We start from the raw sequence: 19,972 nt of genomic DNA, 5'->3' as shown, positions 1-19,972 counted from the left end.
TAATGGCTCTAACTGCCGGAATTGTCGGACTACCAAACGTTGGTAAGTCAACTTTATTTAATGCTATTACAAAAGCTGGTGCGGAGATGGCTAACTATCCTTTCGCCACAATCGACCCTAACGTGGGAATGGTTGAAGTACCAGATAGTCGTCTATCAAGAATCGATTCATTGATTCCTGCCAAGAAATTGATCCATACTACTTTTGAATTTACTGATATCGCTGGTATCGTTAAGGGTGCTAGTAAAGGTGAAGGACTTGGTAATAAGTTCTTGGAAAACATCAGACAAGTTGATGCTATTGTTCACGTTGTTCGTGCGTTCGATGATGACGATATCACAAGTGTTACTGGTAAAGTTGACCCACTAGATGATATTGAAACTATTAATTTGGAATTGAGTATTGCCGATCTTGACAGTATTAACAAGCGTTACACACGTGTTGAAAAAGCTGCTAAGAGTGCTAAAGATAAAGAAGCTCAAGCCGAATTATCAGTCCTTGAAAAGATCAAGCCAGTACTTGAAGAAGGTGGCGCTGTTAGATCAATCGACTTTGACGAAGATGAACAAAAAATCGTTAAGGGATTATTCCTACTAACTTCAAAACCTGTCTTGTACGTAGCTAATATCGCTGAAGAAGATATGGCTGATCCAGAAAGTTCTAAGTATTACAAAGTCGTTGAAGATTATGCTAAGAAAGAAAATGCTCAAGTAATCGGAGTTTCAGCTAGAACTGAAGAAGAAATTGCTGAATTAGATGACGATGAAAGAAAAGAATTCCTTGAAGCTGAAGGTGTTACAGAATCAGGTCTTGATAAGCTTATCAAAGCTAGTTACAAATTATTAGGACTTAGAACTTTCTTCACTGCTGGTGGTAAAGAAACTCGTGCTTGGACTTTCCACGAAGGAATGAAAGCACCACAAGTTGCCGGAATTATTCACTCTGATTTTGAACGTGGATTTATCCGTGCTGAAGTTATGTCATTTAGTGATTTAGATGAATTAGGTAGTGAAAAAGCCGTCAAAGAAGCCGGTAAATTACGTGTTGAAGGTAAGGATTACGAAGTTCAAGATGGAGACATCATCGAATTCCGCTTTAACGTCTAACCAGGGGGACAAAAATGTCAGAGGATTTAAGAGAGAAGAATAAGCAAGCTGCTGAAAAACAAAAAGTTGCTTCAGCTAAGAACGAAAGAAAAGAAGAAATCAAAACGGAAATCTACAATGCTAATGCAGACGATTTGCGTAAAAAATTGAGTAATAAAAATGCCGAATATATTTTTAAACTCAATAAATATTTGATGGAAGATGGTTTCAAAGAAGACGAAGCTAAAGAAGCTATCGATAAATTACTTCCAGAAATTGTTGATAATCAAATTAAGGGGATTCCAGCTAATCAACTTTATGGTCCAGTAACTCAAAGAGCTAAAGATATCGTTCATCCAACTAAGAAGCCTAAAGTAACACCATTCTGGGCATCATGGATCGACACATCATTACTATTCTTTGCTTTGTTTGGCGTTTTGTATGGAATTGTTGCTCTAACTTCCAAGAAACAAGATCCTAATAATCAAACTGGTATCATTACTTTGATAGTCTTGTCCGCTATGTGGGGTGCACTATTGACATGGTTCAACAACCAAATGAAACGTCCTAAGTCACAACGTCCCGGTTGGGGAATTACCATTGGATATTTGGTCGTTGGCTTAGCCTTCATGTTCGTCTTCTTGGCAGCCATGACAGCTGTACCTACATCAATCAATCCAGCTCTTAACGCAATTGGATACTTCATCGCTGCAGTTGTAGCTTACGGAGTTCGTTTCGTCTTCCGTCGTACAATGGGTATTCATGACCGTTCATTTATGTAAAAATTACTTCAAAAGCTTCAGCGCTTGCTGAAGCTTTTTTTATGCAATTGATTGACAAAAATAAAATTTTGATTAGAATTAAAGCATTCAATCAATTAGTTAAATAGCATGCTTGAAAGGTGGTATTTTATGAATCAAGCAGCAGATGAATACAAAAACAGCCTTTATTCTGAATTGAGCAAAATAGGTAAAGGCTTGTCGAGTGATAAGCGATTAGAAATTTTGGATTTATTGTCACAGGGCCCCAAAACTGTAGAATCACTAGCTAGACAGTCAGGTATGAGTATCGCTAATACATCTAGGCATTTGAAAACTTTGCGTGATGCTAATTTAGTTATCAATATTAAAAAGGGTAACTATGTGGTTTACCAACTAGCTTCCCCACAAGTAGAACAGCTATTTTATTTGTTACGGGATGTTGGTGAAAGTCAGTTACTAGCCATGAAGCAGATTCAGCAAAACTTCGACATTACAGAGCAAGTTAAGACTTTAGACTTATCAACGGCTATCAAGTTGTTGAGTCGAGATGATGTGCAATTGTTGGATGTTAGACCAGAAGATGAGTTTCAAGCTGGACATATTAAGGGAGCTATCAACATTCCGATGGACCAATTGTCAGAACAAGTTGAAAAAATAGATCCGAAAAAAGACGTGATTGTTTACTGTCGGGGTCACTTGTGCGCTTTAACGAATCAAGCTACTAGATTATTAAATGAGCAAGGTCGTCACGCTTATAGTTTGAATGAAAGTTACTACGATTGGCGTGAGTTTGTCGCTCAACAATAAAACATCACTTATCGAAGTGGTGTTTTTTTATGCTTTTGAATTGACAAATGGAAAAGCCATGTTAATATTTAACTATTCAATTAATCAGTTGAATAGATTTGGGCAGGAGGGAAGAAAATGTCTCAAAATTATGATGTCATTGTAATCGGCGCTGGTCCCGGTGGAATGACCGCTGCTTTATATGCTTCAAGAGCCAATTTAAATGTGGCAATGCTTGATCGGGGGATTTATGGTGGTCAGATGAACAATACGGCCGAGATTGAAAACTATCCTGGCTTTGAAAATGTCTTAGGACCGGATTTATCAGAGAAAATGTATAAGAGTTCACAACAATTTGGAGTTGAATTTTTGTACGGAGATGTAGAAAAGCTAGAAGTTGACAGTGATGGTCTTAAACACCTTTATACGGACAATGGTGAATTAACAGCGATGGCAGTTATTATTGCGACTGGTTCACAACCTAGAAAACTAGGTATTACTGGTGAAGAAGAATTTAGTGGTCGAGGCGTTTCCTACTGTGCAGTCTGTGATGGAGCTTTTTACAAGAATAAAAATGTAACAGTTGTCGGTGGTGGAAATTCTGCCATTGAGGAAGGTTTGTATTTAGCTAATGTAACCGATGATGTTAATGTGATTCATCGTCGTGATCAATTACGAGCAGAGAAATTATTGCAAAGTAGAGCTTTTAAAAATGACAAGATGAATTTTACTTGGAACAGTCAAGTTACCGAAATTGTTGGTGATGATAGAAAAGTTACCGGAGTGAGAGTTCATGATAAAGAAACTAATGAAGACAGAGTTGTTTCAACTGAGGGAGTATTCATTTATGTCGGAACAGAGCCAATGACGAAGGCCTTTAGAAATTTAGGAATCACTGATGAAAAAGGCTGGATCAAAACTGACGAGGATATGAAGACTAATATCGCTGGAGTTTACGCTGTTGGTGATGTTAGACAAAAACATTTGCGTCAAATTACTACTGCTGTAGGTGACGGTGGAATTGCAGCTCAAGAAGCATTCAATTATTTGGAAAGTTTAAAAGACGTAGCTACGGATTAAGAGGAGATATAAATTATGGAAATTAAATACTGGTCAGATATCGCGTGCCCATTTTGTTACATCGGTTCAACGAGAATGAAACGAGCTTTAAAAGAAATGAATATTTATGATGAAACACCTTTGGAATTCAAATCATTTCAACTAGATCCAACTCTACCTAAGACCACTAAGGAAAGTATGCTTGATCATTTTTCTAAAGGCCATGGGATGACAAAACAACAAGCTAAGGCACAGATTGAACAAATTTCGCAAATGGGTGCAAGTGATGGCTTGAAGGTTGATTTGCTGAATGCTATTCCCACTAACACTGAAGATGCTCATCGATTGATCAAATTAGCTGATTCTAAAAACGATGATGCACTAACAGAAAGAGTAATCGATGCTTTTTACCAAGTTTACTTTAGTAATGGTGAATCTATCGCCGACCACGACGTGTTAACTAAAGCAGCCACTGAAGCTGGATTGGACACAGAAGAAGTTAGTTCAGTTTTAAGTGATGATAAGTATCTAAAAGAAGTTCGAGCGGATGAAATGGAAGCTCAACAATTAGGCATTCACGCGGCACCATTCTTTGTTATTAACAACAAGTATGGCATCTCTGGAGCACAACCTTACGAAGTTATGCTTGATGCTTTAAAGAAAATTGAAACAGGAGCAGTGAAATAATGGATAAAGACGAGAAGAAAACTCCAGTATTTGAAACTTTTGGTAGCGATGAAAGCGCAGTCTGTGGACCAGAAGGCTGCAATATTCAAGCACATCGAGATAAAGAGAAAAATCAGGATAAAAAAACGAAGTAATAAAAATGACCTTGCTGGAAAAATCCCAACAAGGCCATTTTGTTATTTAACTCTAAAAAATTGCACTAAACCATACAAACCATATCCCCCAGCAGCGGCTTGCAAGATAGTCATGATAAAACCAACTTTTTTCAGATTAATGTTTTGATCGAAGTGGATTTCGTATTGGACAAAAGCGATAATTGCAATCGAAAAAATTATGATCAATAAGAACTTCATTCTCTTTTTTAAATATTCCATGAAAGCTCACTTTCTTAGTGTGATTAGTAATCTAGTTACATCTTATTGTATAATACTAACTAGTTGTAGACTTGTAAATATATGTACGCTTGAGAGGTTTAAGAAATGAAAATCTTAGTGGTTGATGATGATAAAGAAATTGTAGAGCTACTCAGCATTTATATTAAAAATGAAGGTTATGAACCTATTGCAGCTAATTCTGGACAAGAAGCTTTGGACCAATTGGCAGCACACAGTGACATTGCCTTGATGGTATTGGACATTATGATGCCTGGTATCGACGGAATCGAAGTTGTTAAGCGTGTTCGTAAGGATTCGCAAATTCCAATTATTATTGTTTCAGCAAAGACGACCGATATGGATAAGATACAAGGTCTTATTACTGGTGCTGACGATTATGTCACGAAACCATTCAATCCTTTGGAAATTATGGCTAGAATTCGTTCATTGTTGCGTCGTAGCAATCAACAAGCAACCAAAAATGTGCCTGATAAACTAGAAGTTGGACCAATTACTATTTATAAAGATTCGCATGAAGTCGTCACTGATTCTGGACAAAAAGTACAGTTAACAGCTTTGGAATTCGGGGTACTATACTTATTGGCAAGTCACCCTAATCGAGTCTTTTCAGCTGATGAAATTTTTGAACGAGTTTGGAAACAAGAGAGTGTCGTTTCCGCTAAAACAGTTATGGTTCACGTCAGTCACTTGCGGGACAAACTAGAAGAAGCTACAAACGGCGAAAAAGTTATCGAAACCGTTTGGGGCGTCGGCTATAAAGTGGAGGTTTGATTTTGAATAAACGAATCAAACTGAATGCAAAAGAAAAAGGTGTCCTCCTTTTTGAAGGAATAGGCACCTTTCTTTTATTTCAGGTAATAAATGCAATTATAATCGGTAGCCTGGGCAAAAATAATTTCATGGGAAATTTACAAAATAATTGGTCATTGTTGACGAATAAAATTTGGGCCGTTATTGTAGTTTTAATCATGGAAGTAGCTTTAACTGGCATTATCGTCTTGAGTACTTTTCATAAGATGGAATTGGAACAAATCAAACAGATTTTGCATAAAGCGGCAATCGATGACCAAACTAAGCAAGTTCAGACGAAGGTCAATCCTAGTTTACAAGGCATTATCGAGATTTTTAATTTATTGATTTTGAATATGGATCAACACGCTCAAGAACAGCGCCAATCAGAAAAAAGCAAAGATGAATTGATCAGTAACGTCAGCCACGACATTAGAACGCCTTTGACTTCAGTGATCGGTTATTTGGGTTTGATTGAAGGGAAAAACTTCAATGACCTGAATCAAATTCTCAAATATACGCATATTGCTTACAAGAAGTCATTAGAGATGCAAAACTTAGTCAATTCTCTGTTTGAATTTGCGAATGTTCAGCATGCGACAAGTCGTTTGAAGATGACAAAATTCGACATGGCTCAAATGCTAGATCAGTTGTCAGCTGACTTTGAATTAGAGGCTAACAAACGAGGAATGGAAATCATCGTCAATTCCACGCCGGACAAGATCATGATGCAAGGCGATACTGAGAAATTAGGACGAGTCTTTAATAACTTGATCATGAACGCTTTGAAGTACGGTAAAGGTGCGACCCATATTTGGCTAAACGCTGAACAAAAAGATCAAGAGGTGGTTGTGACGGTTGCCAATAACGGTCAGCCAATCCCAAAAGATTCTTTGAAGCACGTCTTTGACCGTTTTTATCGAGTGGAAGATTCTCGTTCCAAGAAAACTGGTGGAACAGGACTTGGTCTAGCGATTGCTCAAAGTATGGTTCAACTACACGGTGGTACGATTGCTGTTACTTCCGATAAAGAAAAGACATCATTTATTAGTCATTTTCCAATTTCGAAATCGAAAGATTGATTTGAGAGGTTTATTTATGAAAGGTTTCGCAAAGAAATTCATGTTGGTAATGTCAGTTTTCATTTTGACGTTGCCAATTTTTACATCAGAGGTTGCTGCTGCAACATTTACTCAGCCAGAGCTTGAATTGAATGCTAGTGCAGGGATGATTTTTGATGAGAACAGTGGACAAATCGTCTATTCCAAAAATCCAGATGAGAAATTGGCTATAGGTTCAATTACTAAAATTGTTACGTTGTATTTAGTAACCAAAGCTATCAAGGACGGCAAGATCTCTGAATCGGACTTGGTAACACCAACACAGGAACAAGCTGATATGACGCAGGACAACGAATTAACTAACGTTCGTTTGGATGCCGATAAATCTTATTCGGTCAAAGATCTCTACAATGCTGCTTGGATCGTATCTTCCAATTCGGCTGCGATGATGTTGGCTGGAAAAGTGGCCGGAACACAAGCTAAGTTTGTCAAAATGATGCGCAAAACAGTCAAAGATTGGGGTATCAAGGATGCTGAATTATACAACGCTTCTGGTTTGAATAATTCTGACTTGAAAACCGATATGTACATTGGACCAACTGATGGTGAAAACAAGCTTTCAGCCAATGATATCGGCGTTATTGTCAAGCACGTTTTAGATCAATATCCAGAAATACTTCAGACAACTTCACAAACGAAATTGTCATTCCCAATCGATAATGAGATCAAGACTTATGACACTTTGAATTTCTTATTGAAAGGCCAACGCGACTATCAGGAAGGCTATGAATTCGACGGTCTAAAGACTGGTACGACTGAACAAGCCGGGGAATCCTTTGTCGGAACTTTACCATTGGATAATACTAGATTGGTGACAATCGTCTTGAATGCTCAAGGTGAGGAAAATGATAATGATAAACGTTTCCGCTCAACACAAAAATTAGTCCACTATTTAAGAGATAACTTTGATCGTAAAGAAGTCATTCAAAAAGATAAAAGTATAAAAATTAATAACAAAAAATATAAAACTTATGAACCTGTTTATGTTTGGTTGCCTAAAAATTCTAATATCGAAGATTTACGTTATACTGTAAGTAGTGACGACTTAGGTTTTACTGCAATCCACAATAAACAAACTGTAAAATTGATTGCCACGAACACTAACAGTGGTTATCTTCCGTTTAAAAAGGCAGATGTTAGAAAAAAGATACATAAGGAGACAAACCAGAAATCTTGGTGGGATCAAATCGTAGAATTTTTTAACCATTTATTTTAGGAGTGTGAAAAAATGAGTTTGAAAATAAGTAAAGCTATAGAGATTTTGAAGAAACATGATTTACTGGTTTCTAGTTCAGTTAGTGACGATAACCTTGAGGTAACTAATATTAGTTACAATTCTAAAGAAGACCAAACTAATGGGATCTTCTTCTGCAAGGGAAATAATTTCAAGGCTGAATACTTAGATCAAGCCATTAAAAATGGTGCCAAAATTTATGTTTCAGAAAAAGAGTACAGCAAGGATATTGATCGTCTAATCGTAAAGAGTGCTTCAAAGGCTTTGGCTCTTTTGAGTTCAGAGTACTTTGGCAATCCTCAAAATGATCTCTTTATCGTTGCCTTCACAGGAACTAAAGGTAAGACAACAACATCATACTTTACATATGATATTTTGAAGAATGCTTATCCTAAGCAAGTTGGTCTATTCTCAACCGTTGACCGTATCGTGGGACCAGATCCAAAAGATGAATTCAAGTCAGATTTAACGACACCAGAATCATTGGATCTTTTCCATGACATGAGAACTTGTGTTGACAACGGTATTAAATACCTGGTTATGGAAGTATCGTCTCAAGCATATAAGAAGAATCGAGTTTATGGATTGAAATTCGATATCGGTGGATTTTTGAATATCACTCCCGACCATATCGGACCTAATGAACATCCAACTTACGCTGATTATTTGAATTGCAAGAAGCAATTGATGATCAACTCCAAGGTAAATATTATTAATCGTCAAACAAACGACTACGATACAGTTTATGCGGCTGCTAAACAAACTAGTGACGACAAAGATATTTATCGCTTTGCTAAAAATGAAGTTGGCGACACTGACTTCAGTATTCGCAACAAAGAGTCCAATTTGAATGATTCAGTTTTCACTTATACTGCCGAAAGCGACAAAGCTGAAGACTTGCAAGAACATGGTGAATATACTTATCAACTAGGACTTGTTGGTGATTTCAACGAATTGAATGCAGGAGCTGCTATTACGGCTGCAAAAATTATTGGCGTTGACAATGAGGTGATCGCCGATAGTCTAAAAAAAGCATTCGTCCCGGGGAGAATGGAGCACATTAATACCAAGTCTCACGGGACCATCTTTGTAGATTATGCACACAACTACGCTAGTATGAATGCTCTGTTGAGCTTCTTAAAACGTGAGTATCCTGGTTCAGCAATTAAAGTCGTTGTTGGAAGCCCTGGTGATAAAGGAGTTTCTAGAAGAGCTGGCTTTGCACAAGTTTTAACTGAATCAGCTGATGAAGCAATTTTAACGACAGATGACCCTGGATTTGAGGATCCAGCCGCCATTTGTAAAGAAATCGATGAAAAAATCGACCATACTAAGGTCAAAGTTAAGACAATCTTGGATCGTCCTAGCGCTATTAAAGATATGATCGAACATAGTTCTGGCGATGATATTGTTGTTTTGGCTGCTAAGGGAAACGATGCTTATCAAAAGACAAAAGGTGTCGATGTACCTTATCCAAGCGATCCAGTAGTCGCTAAGAAAATTTTGAAGGACATTGAGGGTTAAGAGACATGAAAAAATTCTTTACAGTAATCGGTGGTATGGGTAGTTTAGCCACTGAAAGTTATGTGCACTTGTTGAATGAAAAAACGCCGACTAAAAAAGATCAAGATTACTTAGATTATATTTTAGTCAACCATTCAACCGTTCCTGATCGAACAGCACATATCCTTGATCACAGTAAACCTAGCTTTTTGCCCCCACTAGCTGAAGACATTAAGCAACAAAGTTTGTTAAAGCCTGAATTCATGGTAATTATTTGTAATACTGCTCATTATTACTATAAAGAATTGCAAGCCGTCACTGATATTCCGATTATTCATATGCCACATATGGCTATCAGCGTAATGAAGAAAAAGTATCCTCAAGCTAAGCGAATCGGTTTGATTGCTACTAAAGGTACGATTGCCGATCACGTTTACGAAAATGAGATCAAAGATGCTGGCTTTGAATACAGTTTGGGAGACCAAGCCGTTCAAGACGAAGTTGAAAGTCTGATTTACGATGATATTAAGGTCAAAGGTGAAGTCGATGCGCCTAAATTCCATAAGATTTTAAAAACAATGCACGATAAATTCAATTGTGACGTTATAGTTTTGGGCTGTACTGAATTGTCATTAGCTCAAGAAAAAGCTCCAGATCATCCTTATAAAGTCATAGATGGTCAAGAAGTAATCGTCGATAAATCAATTGAATTCGGTGAAAAAATCCGTCGTGGTGAAAAAATCGATTTTGATAAGATTTATTAATGTTTCACGAGAAACATTGCGTACCTCTTTATACATTCGCTATAATGGCAAATGTATAAGGAGGTATTTTTTATGTTTAAGAGATTATCTATCGTAACGTTGAGCTTATCCGGACTCTTATTAGCAGGTTGTGCCAATCAACAATCAGCTGATTTGAAGACATCTAGCGATAAGACTGAACAGACAACAAGCAATACTCCCAAAAAATCGACTAAATCAAATCAAACTACGAAATCAACTAAATCAACTGACGAGACAGCTTCATCAGAAAAAGAAGATCCTAGTAAGGAATCTGATTCAGATCAAACGCAACAAGATCAGACAACTAGTCAAACAACGACTGATCAAACCCAAGATCAATCTGACAATCAACAAGACCAAACTCAACAATCAGTTAATTTAACAACTTCTCAAGAAGCAGTTGAATTTTTGGCTGACAAGTTAAGTACAACTTATGACAAGTCGACAACTCAATACGTTGCTAATGGCAAAGTCACTTGGAATGATGTGAATGGTTATCAAATCAATATTTATAGCAAGAATTCCGATTCACCAGTAGGTAGCTATTTAGTTCCGGCTAATGGCCAATACTTCCAAATCTGGTAGTCGCACTAACTTGCCTTTAATATAATAATTAGTTATATTCTTAAGAGGTCGGTTCAAAACTTATGTTTTGTTCGGACCTCTATTTTAGTGGGATAATTGTTGAATAGAGGGGTTCCTGTAGTATTCCGTCCTCCATAGCAAAGAAAATTTGGTTAATGTAAAATGCCGTCTTCCACACAAGTCCTGTGATTGGCTGGAACGCTGCCGGCACTATTTTGAGCTTTTGCATGGCCCCAAAGACGCAAAATCTCAAAACTAGGCCTTTTTGTAAGTGCTAAAGCACTAACAAAAATTTGGCGGCTGAGCCATCACAGAACTTGTGCTCCAGACTGGATCCTAGTTTTATTATTTATCTCGTTTAATTCAAAAAAATGAAATCATATATAGTGAATATAGAACTCTTCTGCATTTTTAAATAACCAAACTATGACAAGAGCCGATAAATCGCTAAGTGAAATTTCAGTACTGAGCATCCATAAAGCTGTCACTACCGACTAGATAACGTCTTTTATTTGTTACTTCTGTGATAAAAAAATAGAACCACTATCTAGTCCGGAATAGCAAAGAAAATTGGCTCAGTAGTGAATTTATTCTTAGCAACTTGTTGCTTAGAATAAGGTCGAGTTTTGAGATTTTGCGCACTTGGTTTATGCAAAAGCTCAAAATCGTGCCCACTACGTTCTGCTATACTCCCTTTGTGGTTGACATATGAAATGGAATAATTTCAGATGAAAATCAGAAGGGATTTTTTTATGAAGAAGTACGAATCAGAGTTCAAGATAAAAATAATTAAAGACTATTTGAAAGTAAAGTCAGAAATAATATTTATAGAATATTGCAGATCAATCGGAGTTAATCCTATTACTGCTAGAGGTTGGCTTACCTTATTTCAAGCATACGGTGAAAAGGGATTAATCCCTCAAGTTCCCAAGAAATATAGTTATGAGACTAAGATTCAAGCTGTCAGTGCTTATCTTAATGGCGAAGGGACTCTTAAAGAAGTATCTATAAAGTTTAAACTACGTTCTTCTAAACAATTGAGATATTGGATAATACAGTATAATAATGACAAGAATCTAATCAAGGCTACGCCTGTTAGAAAGAAGGTCGTTACAATGTCGAAGAAAACCACTCTTGAAGAAAGAATTGAAGTAGTTGAATACGTAACTCTTCAAAAACATTCATACTCTGAAGCTTCGGAACATTTTCAAGTTTCCTATCAACAAGTACGCAATTGGGTATTAATCGTGAAGAAACAAGGATACTCTGCCCTCGCTGATAAGCGAGGACGCAGAGGTTACGTCAAAGAAAAGAGTTTAACAGAAGTTGATAAATTAAAACTAGAAAATAGACAATTAAAGGCTGAATTAAATAAACGTAACGCTATAGAGGCTTTTGAAAAAAAATTCGAAGAAATCCAGCGTGGGGAGTGAACAAACAGCATAGGCATGCTTACCAAGCGATAAAGGAAGTATGTCAAAGCCATCATGGATGGGAAACTATCCTATTAGAGTACATAGGTGTCAGTCGACAAGCCTATCACAAAAGCATTAATCGTAAAGAAACTGTCTGGGAAAAACAAGACAGAACTCTAAAAAAACATGTTAAGAGAATATATGAAGAACACAATGGAAGTGTTGGAGCAGGTAAAATACTTACTCATCTTATACACGAAAATAAACTAGGATTTAAATTATCATTAAAACGAGTAAGAAGAGTAATGAATGAATTGAATCTTGTTTGTAAAGTACGGAAGAAAAAGATAAATAGAAAAGAAAAAGAAGAAAAATATATTCAAGATAATATCTTAGATCAAAATTTTAAAGTTACTAAGCCAAATGAAGTTTGGCTAACAGATTCAACACAAATAGAATATGGACCAAATAAAAGATACAAAGTACGACTAAGTGGAATATTGGATCTTTATGGACGTTTTCTATTGGGATACATAATAACACCCACTGAGACGGCAGAAGCTGAAATGACCATGTTTGAAGAAGTATTTAAAAATGAAGGAGACGTGCACCCTATGGTCCATACGGACCGAGGGTCAGCTTATGTAGCTAACAGTTTTAATAAATTACTAGCACAACATAAAGTTTCTAGAAGTATGTCCAGACCAGGGACTCCTTATGATAATTCACCAATGGAACGCTGGTGGAACGATTTTAAATTACGTTGGATGGATCTTCATCCTACACCAGCTACGCTGGAAGAGTTGAAGAATCTAGTTAAAGAAGGAATAGATTACTTTAACAATCAAGATAGATCAGACAAAATAAATGGCTTTACTCCAGCGGAATACCGGAATAAAGCCATTTAAATATGTTTTATAATTTTAACTCTATTGAAATGTCAACTTGACAAGGCAGAGTGCATTCCAGCCAAATTTTCTTTGCTATGGAGGACGGAATCTTAATGGTAATTCGACTTAAAAAAGAATTATAGGGGAAAATGAATGCGAAAAAGAAATGTACTATTATTAGTTTTGTTTTCGCTACTAATATTTGTAGGTGGATGTGGTCATAAAACTGCATCGGATAAAAAAATTATTACGACGACTGTTAATACATATACAGAACCATTGAAGAGTGTTGTCGGGGATAAATATCATGTGGAATCGATTATTAAGTCGGTCAACGTTGATCCACATAGTTTTTCGCCATCTAGCAATGACGCTAAGCAAGTCGCTGATTCACGGTTAATCGTTGCCAGTGGATTAGGCTATGATGATTGGGTTGAAAAAATCGTTACGGCTAATAGTCAGGATAAAAACCTGATTGATTTCTCTCGAGATGTTTTGCATAAGCAAAATGGTGACAATGAACACGTCTGGTTCGGAGTTAAGAATGTGCAGAAACTTAGTCAGGCAGTGGCTCAACATATGAGTCAGGTCGACCCTAAGAATAAAGCCTACTATCAAGCTAACTTTAAGAAATATAAATTAAAATTAAATGGCTTAGTCGAAAGAGAAGCAAAACTAAAACAACAGACTGCTGGTAAAAAAGCCTATGTGACAGAACCATTGCCATATTACTTGTTGAAGGATTTGGGAGTAAGTATCGCCAATCCTCATTTTGCTAAAGCAATCGAAGAAGATACTGATCCATCGATTGAGGATATCAAGAAAATGGAAGATGGCCTGAGACACCATAAAGTGAGTTTTTTAGTTGTAAATAAACAAGTCACTAGTGGTATTATCACTAAAATGACTAATTTGGCTAAAAAAAATAAAGTTCCGATTATTTATTTCACCGAAACTTTACCAAGTGATTTAGGATATTATGAGTGGATGAATGGCAATCTGTCTCAAATCGAAAGGATAGTGAAGAGATAACTGTGATTGAAGCAAAGAATTTAACCAAGCGTTTTGGTAAGCAACTAGTTTTTAAGGACGTCAATTTTACGATTAATGATGGCGACTTTATTAGTTTGATTGGTCCTAATGGTTCGGGTAAGACGACTCTAGTTAGAATCATGATGGGACTTGAGAAGAAGACTAGTGGCGAGTTGAAAATGAATCACAAAAGAATCGGTTATGTGCCTCAATTCAGAAATATCGATTTAGATTATCCTTTGAATATTGAACAATTTGTTCGTTTGAATTTGAAGTTCACTCTCAGCCCGAAACGTCGTAAAGCTGACAATGAACTGATTAAAACAATCTTAACGAAGACTAAGTTGACACAATTGAAAGATCGTCCTTTAGGATTGGCTTCTGGTGGTGAAAAGCAAAAGGCCTATTTGGCACAAGCTTTGTTGAATGACCCGAAAATTCTGATTTTGGACGAATCGACAGCCAGCCTAGATGTTGAAGTGAAGATGCAACTGATGGATCTGGTCGCTGAATTGAATCAAAAGTATAACTTGACGGTTATCTTCATTACGCACGACTATGAATTAACAAAGAAATATACGACTAGGGCGTTATTCTTTGAAGATAAGACGCTTAAAGAAGTTAAAGTCAGCGATGTTTCTGAAGATATGTTCGAGATGGGGAGTTAAAATGTTTGAATATGAATTTATGCGCGAAGCCTTTATTGCTAGTACTTTTATCGCTATAACGGCTGGATTAGTCGGAGTCTTCGTCGTATCGAGAAATATGTCATTTCTGTCGCATACCTTGTCAGAAATTGGCTTTGCGGGAGCTTCATTTGGAATTCTCGTTGGTATTTCACCATTAGCGGGAATGATTTTGTTCACCTTAGTCAGTTCGATTGCTGTCGGTAGTTTGAGTAGCGAATCTTCCAGACGTGAAGCATCGATCAGTGCGATTTCGTCATTGTTTATTGGTTTAGGAATTCTGTTTTTATCGTTATCATCAGAATCAAGTAGTTACGCGACGAATATCTTGTTTGGTAGTATCGTCGGAATCAGTTCCAAAGAAGTTCAACAATTGATGATTTTGGCATTATTTGTCATTTTTGTCTTTATTATTTTCTATAAACCGCTCGCTTTTGATTCATTTGACCATATTGGGGCTCGTGCCGCTGGTTTGAAGACTAGGTTACTCTCGATAGCCTTTTTAGTAACTTTGGCTCTCAGCGTCAGTATCGGTGCTCAAATCGTTGGGTCACTGCTGGTCTTTGTTTTATTGACTTTGCCAGGAGCAACGGCCAAATATGTCGTTCATACGGTGCCTAAGTTGATCATGGTTTCAGTTGGCTTGTCATTAATAGGAGTTTGGTTAGGGTTATATCTAGCTTTCATAACCAATTGGCCAGTGACATTCTTTATTTCTGGCTTTGAAGTAATTGCTTATTTCTTAGGACTAAGTTACAAAAATTGGAAATTAAACCATTAAGGATATGTATAGATGATAAAAGAATTGTGGAGTAAATATAAAGATGCGATTCCCTATTTATTTTTCGGAGTCTTAACAACTGTAGTAAATTACGTGGCCTTTGCCTTGTTGTGGCGCGTTTTGAATATGAATTCTCAAATTGCGAACGCGATTGCGTATGTGATTTCAGTTCTATTTGCTTACGTCACGAATAAGTTGTGGGTCTTTAATTCTCATACCAAGACTTGGAAAGCTTTCTTCCAAGAAATGGGATCTTTCTTCTTATTCAGAGGTGGATCTTGGGTGTTTGACCAAGGAACGATGTTTATTGGAATGGTTTTATTGCACGGCAATGGATTTATCGTAAAAATTATCGCCAATGTCGTGGTTGTTTTACTGAACTATATTTTTAGCAAGTTTATTATTTTTAGAAAAAGAAATTAATGCAAAAAAATTCTCACTAGATTGATTTTCTAGTGAGAATTTTTTTAGTCTTGTAATTCACGAATAGCCAAGGCGAAATCACCTAGTGTAGCTGAACCGTTGTTCTTAACTACGGGCATTGTGATGTATTTGTCTAATTCTGGAACTTCAACATAGTCATTGAGTAATTCCTTAAATTGAACACGAACTTTATCTAAGAATGTTTCACTAACAACACCGCCACCGAAGACGATCTTGTCAGGACGAAGAATCAAGGTAGCTTGGATAGCAGCTTGAGCAACGTAATAGGCCATGATATCCCAAACATGGTCAGTCAATGGAACGTCCTTACCAGGTTTACCTAAACGGGCATCAAATGTAGGTCCGGCTACTAAACCTTCAAGACAATCACCGTGGAATGGGCAAATTCCTTTGAAATCTAAGTCATCAGGGTGACGTTTCAAGAAAGTGTGTCCCATTTCAGGGTGGCCAACGTTACCGATGAATTTACCATCCGCAATTGCACCAGCTCCCACACCAGTACCGATTGTGTAGTAAACCAATGAATCGATTTTTTCGTTAGCTAAAGTTGACATTACGTATTCGCCGTAAGCAGAACCGTTAACGTCAGTTGTCCAAAACATTGGTACGTTTAATTCCTTCTTCAAAGCACCAACAAAGTCAGTGTCTTTCCAACCTGGCTTAGGTGTTGAAGTGATGTAACCATATTTTGGTGAATTCTTACGTTGTTCGATTGGTCCAAATGAAGCAATACCGAGAGCTTCGATATCGAATTGTTTGAAATAATCGATTGTTTTTCTTAATGTTTCCTCGGGTGTTGTTGTTGGAAAATGGATACTATCCTTGATACGGTAGTCTTCGTCACCAACAGCACAAACAAATTTTGTTCCACCTGCTTCAATACTTCCTACTAGCAAAATAAATCTCTCCTTGGCAATTAATAGTAATCGTTTGCAATAAGTAATACGATACTATTTTTTATTTTTGACGTCAAATAAGATTGTTTATTGATAAAAAATTATTAATAACAAAAAGAATATTATTCGAACACTGCAATATTTGCCGTTGTCCAAATAATATCCTATATAGTATTTTTTCTGATTAGTAAATCTTAGTATCACGAATATCTTTTAGAATACTCAATGATCCATCTTTATAAGCTAAGAATCCGTAAACTATTATCCCAATCAGACCACAGATGATGATAACGATAACGGCACCAACTTTAGTAGCGTCAGAAATTACTTTGACGATAAAGAAGTTAGCGACGGCAACGACTACTAGCATCACAAGTCCATCGATAAAGATTCGCAATAATTTCTTACCTAAGTCTTTATTGACGATTTGGAACTGCTTGTTGATCAACCTGAAAGCAAAATATGACATCAGGATAAAGGAGATTGCAGTAGCGGTAACTGGTCCGTAAACTCCTAAACTAACTGTCAGTGGAACTTGTAAAATCATTTTGATAATGTAGGCAAATGCCAAGTAAATTAGTGATTTTCTAACGTGATGCGTAACTTGAAGAATGTTTTCCAAAATCATGAATAAACAATAGAAGAAAGCTTCAACACAAGAGACAATCAAGACTTTAGAACCGAGGATGCTTTGGTCGTAGAAGACGAAAACGGTCCATAATTGACGACTAATAGCCATCATTCCAAAAGTAGCTGGCAAAATAATGAAGAACGTGAATTGAACGATATTTTGCATTAGTTTTTGGACAGTTTTCAAGCCGCTCTTACGAGTAATCATAGCGGATAACGCTGGTATAACGGAAGCTGAAACCGAAATTGCTAAGGAAACTAAGACCATGATCAACTTGTTAGCTTGGAATCCGAACATCGCATACAAGTCATCAATCGTCTTTTGACTAGCGTGTAAGATCAATTCGTAGATCCAAGTGAAGGTCGTTTGGTCGAACAATTGCAAGACTGTCATGATCGTGTCGACTAATAAGAACGGAATAGCCGAACGTAACATTGAATTAAAGCTAATTTCAGGACCGTTGTCTTTTACGTTGTCGCTTGGTTTGATATCAGGAACAGTCACAGTCTTTCTAACTCGAATACGAATCCACAAGAGGAATACATATGCTAAAGTTGCTCCAATAAATGAAGCTAAAGTTGATTGGTTAACAGCTGCCATGTAGCTACCTTTTTGCAAGATCATAATTGTATAAGTTGCATAAAGCATGTAAGCCACACGAGCAATTTGTTCAATAACTTGTGAAAAAGCGGAGTAGGAAATGAAGGCATATCCTTGAATATAACCACGTAAGATACCTAAAGCTGGAATAATCAGCATTGCAATACTCAAGTATTTAATCGGCGTTACAACACGCATATCGCCGGCAGCTAATACAATTGCCACGTATTTAGCTCCGAAGAACATGATGAATGCCAAGACGATTCCGACCAGAGACATGTAAATCGTATATTTTTTGAAAAGCTTCTCACTTTGGTCAAAACGACCTAAAGCATTGTGAGCAGCAACTTCTTTTGAGATAGCTGAAGGAATTCCAGCTGTAGCGATGATCAAGAAAAGATTATAAATATTGTAAACCTTCCCGTACAAAGCATTAGCAGCACCAACAGCTACTGGGCCAATCCAAAGATTCCAAGGAATAATATAGACGACCGAAAGTATTCTTGAAAGAATCCCACTGATGGAAATCCAGAGAGAACTCTTAAGTAATGAATCTTTTTTCATGATTGTTTTCCATTCTTTGTCAAATTACTTGTAAAAGATAGCTACTAAAATTAGAGCTATTAAAGCTGGTAAACCTTGTAAAAATAAGATTTTTCTCGTAGCTGTAAAGGCACCGTAAATAGCGACGCCGATAATGTAGAGCAACATTAAAATAAGGATGGTTCTTAAAACCGCTCCAGTAAAGAATAAGATCATCAATAACATTAAAACGCCAAATAGGCCGTTATAAATACCTTGGTTAGCTAAAGCTACTTTGGCATGTGAGTCTTTAACGAATTCGACAGGCATATCGAAAGCATTGGCTTGAACTTCAGGTTTGGCGAACATTTCAAGTCCAGCAATCCCGATATGTTCTAGGGCTACCAATGCGACTATAAATAAAGTTAAAATTTGCATTTTTTCTTCTTCCTATTAATGGTATAGAACTATATTATACTGTTTTTTCATGTTGTACAAATTGTATTTCCACGATAAAAAAAGAAGAACCATAATTAGATTACGATTCTTCTTTGTTGTTTATCATAACAAATTTTTGTGAAAAATTACCCTTTTGATTGATTTTTGCTTGGCGTAGACTATCCATTTCTTCGTAATTAATTGAAGCATCAGTCAAAATAGCGCGAATAACTTCTTCAAGATCCCCTAATTCTTCAACAAGGTTAGCGCGCGATTGAGCATTCTGAACTTCCTTAGCTTCTTCAACGATTTTATGTCGCAAAGATAGACGGTAATCTTCGTTGGAAAGAACTTCAAATTCGGCATCATCAGCGAGGATACTCGGTATTTTATCTCTAACTAATTTCTTCATAATAAAAATCTCCCTATAACATTTGAGTTCTTTCTTAAATTAAATTGGTGTGATTCCGTCCTCCATAGCAAAGAAAATTTGGCTGGAACGATGTGGGCACGACTTGGAGCCTTTGCTAAGCCCAAGTTCGGGCAAAGTCTTCAAGCTCGGCCTTTTACGTAAGCGATAAATCGCCAAGTAAAATTTCACATCTGAGCCAATTTTCTTTGCTATTCCGGACTAGATAGTTGTTCTATTCTTTATCTTCTAATTACCTGAAATAAATAATAAAAGACGTTATCTAGTCGGTAGTGGCAGCTTTGTGGATGCTCAGTACTGAGATTTCACTTTGCGATTTATCGCTTAGTGAAAGGCCAATCTTGGAGATGATTCCCGGTTCTGGAATTAGCTTCAAGTTGTGCCCAGTACGTTCCAGCGTCCACAAAGCCGAACGGA

At 36.8% G+C, this 19,972-nt stretch carries 23 protein-coding genes; 18 read left to right on the top strand and 5 right to left on the bottom strand.

What is annotated here, in order from left to right:
• Window positions 1-2 precede the first annotated feature (2 nt).
• From ychF to LF20184_RS13075, 6 genes are all read left to right on the top strand, one after another.
• Window positions 3-1,106 (top strand): redox-regulated ATPase YchF, encoded by a 1,104-nt coding sequence (gene ychF / locus LF20184_RS12490; protein ID WP_010017996.1) that lies wholly within the window; start codon window positions 3-5, stop codon window positions 1,104-1,106.
• A 14-nt stretch (window positions 1,107-1,120) separates the two neighbouring features.
• Window positions 1,121-1,867 (top strand): DUF1129 family protein, encoded by a 747-nt coding sequence (locus LF20184_RS12485; RefSeq protein WP_010017999.1) that lies wholly within the window; start codon window positions 1,121-1,123, stop codon window positions 1,865-1,867.
• 129 nt (window positions 1,868-1,996) lie between these two features.
• Complete coding sequence (locus LF20184_RS12480; RefSeq protein WP_010018000.1) at window positions 1,997-2,653, top strand: ArsR/SmtB family transcription factor; 657 nt, start codon at window positions 1,997-1,999, stop codon at window positions 2,651-2,653.
• Between the two features lie 117 nt (window positions 2,654-2,770).
• Window positions 2,771-3,712: a thioredoxin-disulfide reductase gene (gene trxB, locus LF20184_RS12475; RefSeq protein ID WP_010018001.1), complete on the top strand. Its 942-nt coding sequence runs from the start codon at window positions 2,771-2,773 to the stop codon at window positions 3,710-3,712.
• A 15-nt stretch (window positions 3,713-3,727) separates the two neighbouring features.
• Window positions 3,728-4,378 (top strand): DsbA family oxidoreductase, encoded by a 651-nt coding sequence (locus LF20184_RS12470; RefSeq protein WP_010018002.1) that lies wholly within the window; start codon window positions 3,728-3,730, stop codon window positions 4,376-4,378.
• Window positions 4,378-4,512, top strand: a complete 135-nt coding sequence (locus LF20184_RS13075; RefSeq protein WP_010018003.1) for a hypothetical protein — start codon at window positions 4,378-4,380, stop codon at window positions 4,510-4,512. Before LF20184_RS12470 ends, LF20184_RS13075 begins: the two co-directional genes overlap by 1 nt.
• Before the next feature lie 42 nt (window positions 4,513-4,554).
• Here LF20184_RS13075 and LF20184_RS12465 read toward each other — a convergent pair whose 3' ends face one another.
• Window positions 4,555-4,752, bottom strand: a complete 198-nt coding sequence (locus LF20184_RS12465) for a hypothetical protein (RefSeq protein WP_010018004.1) — start codon at window positions 4,750-4,752, stop codon at window positions 4,555-4,557.
• A gap of 105 nt (window positions 4,753-4,857) precedes the next feature.
• Here LF20184_RS12465 and LF20184_RS12460 point away from each other — a divergent pair, with 105 nt between their 5' ends.
• The 12 genes from LF20184_RS12460 (at window position 4,858) to LF20184_RS12405 (ending at window position 16,017) form a co-directional block, all read left to right on the top strand.
• The gene (locus tag LF20184_RS12460; protein WP_010018006.1) at window positions 4,858-5,544 is read left to right on the top strand and encodes a response regulator transcription factor; all 687 of its coding nucleotides are present in this window, start codon (window positions 4,858-4,860) and stop codon (window positions 5,542-5,544) included.
• Complete coding sequence (locus LF20184_RS12455) at window positions 5,541-6,644, top strand: sensor histidine kinase (protein ID WP_050783062.1); 1,104 nt, start codon at window positions 5,541-5,543, stop codon at window positions 6,642-6,644. Before LF20184_RS12460 ends, LF20184_RS12455 begins: the two co-directional genes overlap by 4 nt.
• A 16-nt stretch (window positions 6,645-6,660) precedes the next feature.
• Window positions 6,661-7,899 carry a D-alanyl-D-alanine carboxypeptidase family protein gene (locus LF20184_RS12450; protein ID WP_010018008.1) on the top strand — a complete coding sequence of 413 codons (1,239 nt, stop codon included), beginning with the start codon at window positions 6,661-6,663 and terminating at the stop codon, window positions 7,897-7,899.
• A 12-nt stretch (window positions 7,900-7,911) separates the two neighbouring features.
• Window positions 7,912-9,441 carry a UDP-N-acetylmuramoyl-L-alanyl-D-glutamate--2,6-diaminopimelate ligase gene (locus tag LF20184_RS12445; protein ID WP_010018009.1) on the top strand — a complete coding sequence of 510 codons (1,530 nt, stop codon included), beginning with the start codon at window positions 7,912-7,914 and terminating at the stop codon, window positions 9,439-9,441.
• 5 nt (window positions 9,442-9,446) lie between these two features.
• On the top strand, window positions 9,447-10,184 hold the full coding sequence (locus tag LF20184_RS12440) for an aspartate/glutamate racemase family protein (RefSeq protein WP_010018010.1): 738 nt from the start codon (window positions 9,447-9,449) through the stop codon (window positions 10,182-10,184).
• Between the two features lie 72 nt (window positions 10,185-10,256).
• On the top strand, window positions 10,257-10,790 hold the full coding sequence (locus tag LF20184_RS12435; protein ID WP_010018011.1) for a hypothetical protein: 534 nt from the start codon (window positions 10,257-10,259) through the stop codon (window positions 10,788-10,790).
• A 728-nt stretch (window positions 10,791-11,518) separates the two neighbouring features.
• Window positions 11,519-12,223: a helix-turn-helix domain-containing protein gene (locus LF20184_RS12430; RefSeq protein ID WP_099240516.1), complete on the top strand. Its 705-nt coding sequence runs from the start codon at window positions 11,519-11,521 to the stop codon at window positions 12,221-12,223.
• Window positions 12,220-13,113 carry an IS3 family transposase gene (locus LF20184_RS12425; protein WP_099240391.1) on the top strand — a complete coding sequence of 298 codons (894 nt, stop codon included), beginning with the start codon at window positions 12,220-12,222 and terminating at the stop codon, window positions 13,111-13,113. Before LF20184_RS12430 ends, LF20184_RS12425 begins: the two co-directional genes overlap by 4 nt.
• Before the next feature lie 135 nt (window positions 13,114-13,248).
• Window positions 13,249-14,127 (top strand): metal ABC transporter solute-binding protein, Zn/Mn family, encoded by an 879-nt coding sequence (locus LF20184_RS12420; protein ID WP_010018012.1) that lies wholly within the window; start codon window positions 13,249-13,251, stop codon window positions 14,125-14,127.
• 2 nt (window positions 14,128-14,129) lie between these two features.
• Window positions 14,130-14,795 (top strand): metal ABC transporter ATP-binding protein, encoded by a 666-nt coding sequence (locus LF20184_RS12415; protein ID WP_010018014.1) that lies wholly within the window; start codon window positions 14,130-14,132, stop codon window positions 14,793-14,795.
• 1 nt (window position 14,796) lies between these two features.
• A complete protein-coding gene (locus tag LF20184_RS12410; RefSeq protein WP_010018016.1) occupies window positions 14,797-15,594 on the top strand; it encodes a metal ABC transporter permease in 798 nt (265 codons plus the stop codon).
• Window positions 15,595-15,606: 12 nt separating this feature from the next.
• On the top strand, window positions 15,607-16,017 hold the full coding sequence (locus LF20184_RS12405) for a GtrA family protein (RefSeq protein ID WP_010018018.1): 411 nt from the start codon (window positions 15,607-15,609) through the stop codon (window positions 16,015-16,017).
• Window positions 16,018-16,061: 44 nt separating this feature from the next.
• Here LF20184_RS12405 and scrK read toward each other — a convergent pair whose 3' ends face one another.
• From scrK to LF20184_RS12385, 4 genes are all read right to left on the bottom strand, one after another.
• Window positions 16,062-16,934, bottom strand: a complete 873-nt coding sequence (scrK, locus tag LF20184_RS12400; protein ID WP_010018019.1) for a fructokinase ScrK — start codon at window positions 16,932-16,934, stop codon at window positions 16,062-16,064.
• Window positions 16,935-17,118: 184 nt separating this feature from the next.
• Entirely contained in the window at window positions 17,119-18,729 is a 1,611-nt protein-coding gene (locus LF20184_RS12395; protein ID WP_010018020.1) for a polysaccharide biosynthesis protein, read from the bottom strand.
• 24 nt (window positions 18,730-18,753) lie between these two features.
• A complete protein-coding gene (locus tag LF20184_RS12390; protein WP_010018021.1) occupies window positions 18,754-19,125 on the bottom strand; it encodes a DUF1304 domain-containing protein in 372 nt (123 codons plus the stop codon).
• Window positions 19,126-19,225: 100 nt separating this feature from the next.
• Complete coding sequence (locus tag LF20184_RS12385) at window positions 19,226-19,537, bottom strand: nucleoside triphosphate pyrophosphohydrolase (protein WP_010018022.1); 312 nt, start codon at window positions 19,535-19,537, stop codon at window positions 19,226-19,228.
• Window positions 19,538-19,972 lie beyond the last annotated feature (435 nt).

The sequence above is a fragment of the Companilactobacillus farciminis KCTC 3681 = DSM 20184 genome, from assembly GCF_002706745.1.
In the GTDB taxonomy this organism is placed as follows: Bacteria; Bacillota; Bacilli; order Lactobacillales; family Lactobacillaceae; genus Companilactobacillus; species Companilactobacillus farciminis.
This window is presented reverse-complemented; position numbering and strand designations above follow the sequence as displayed.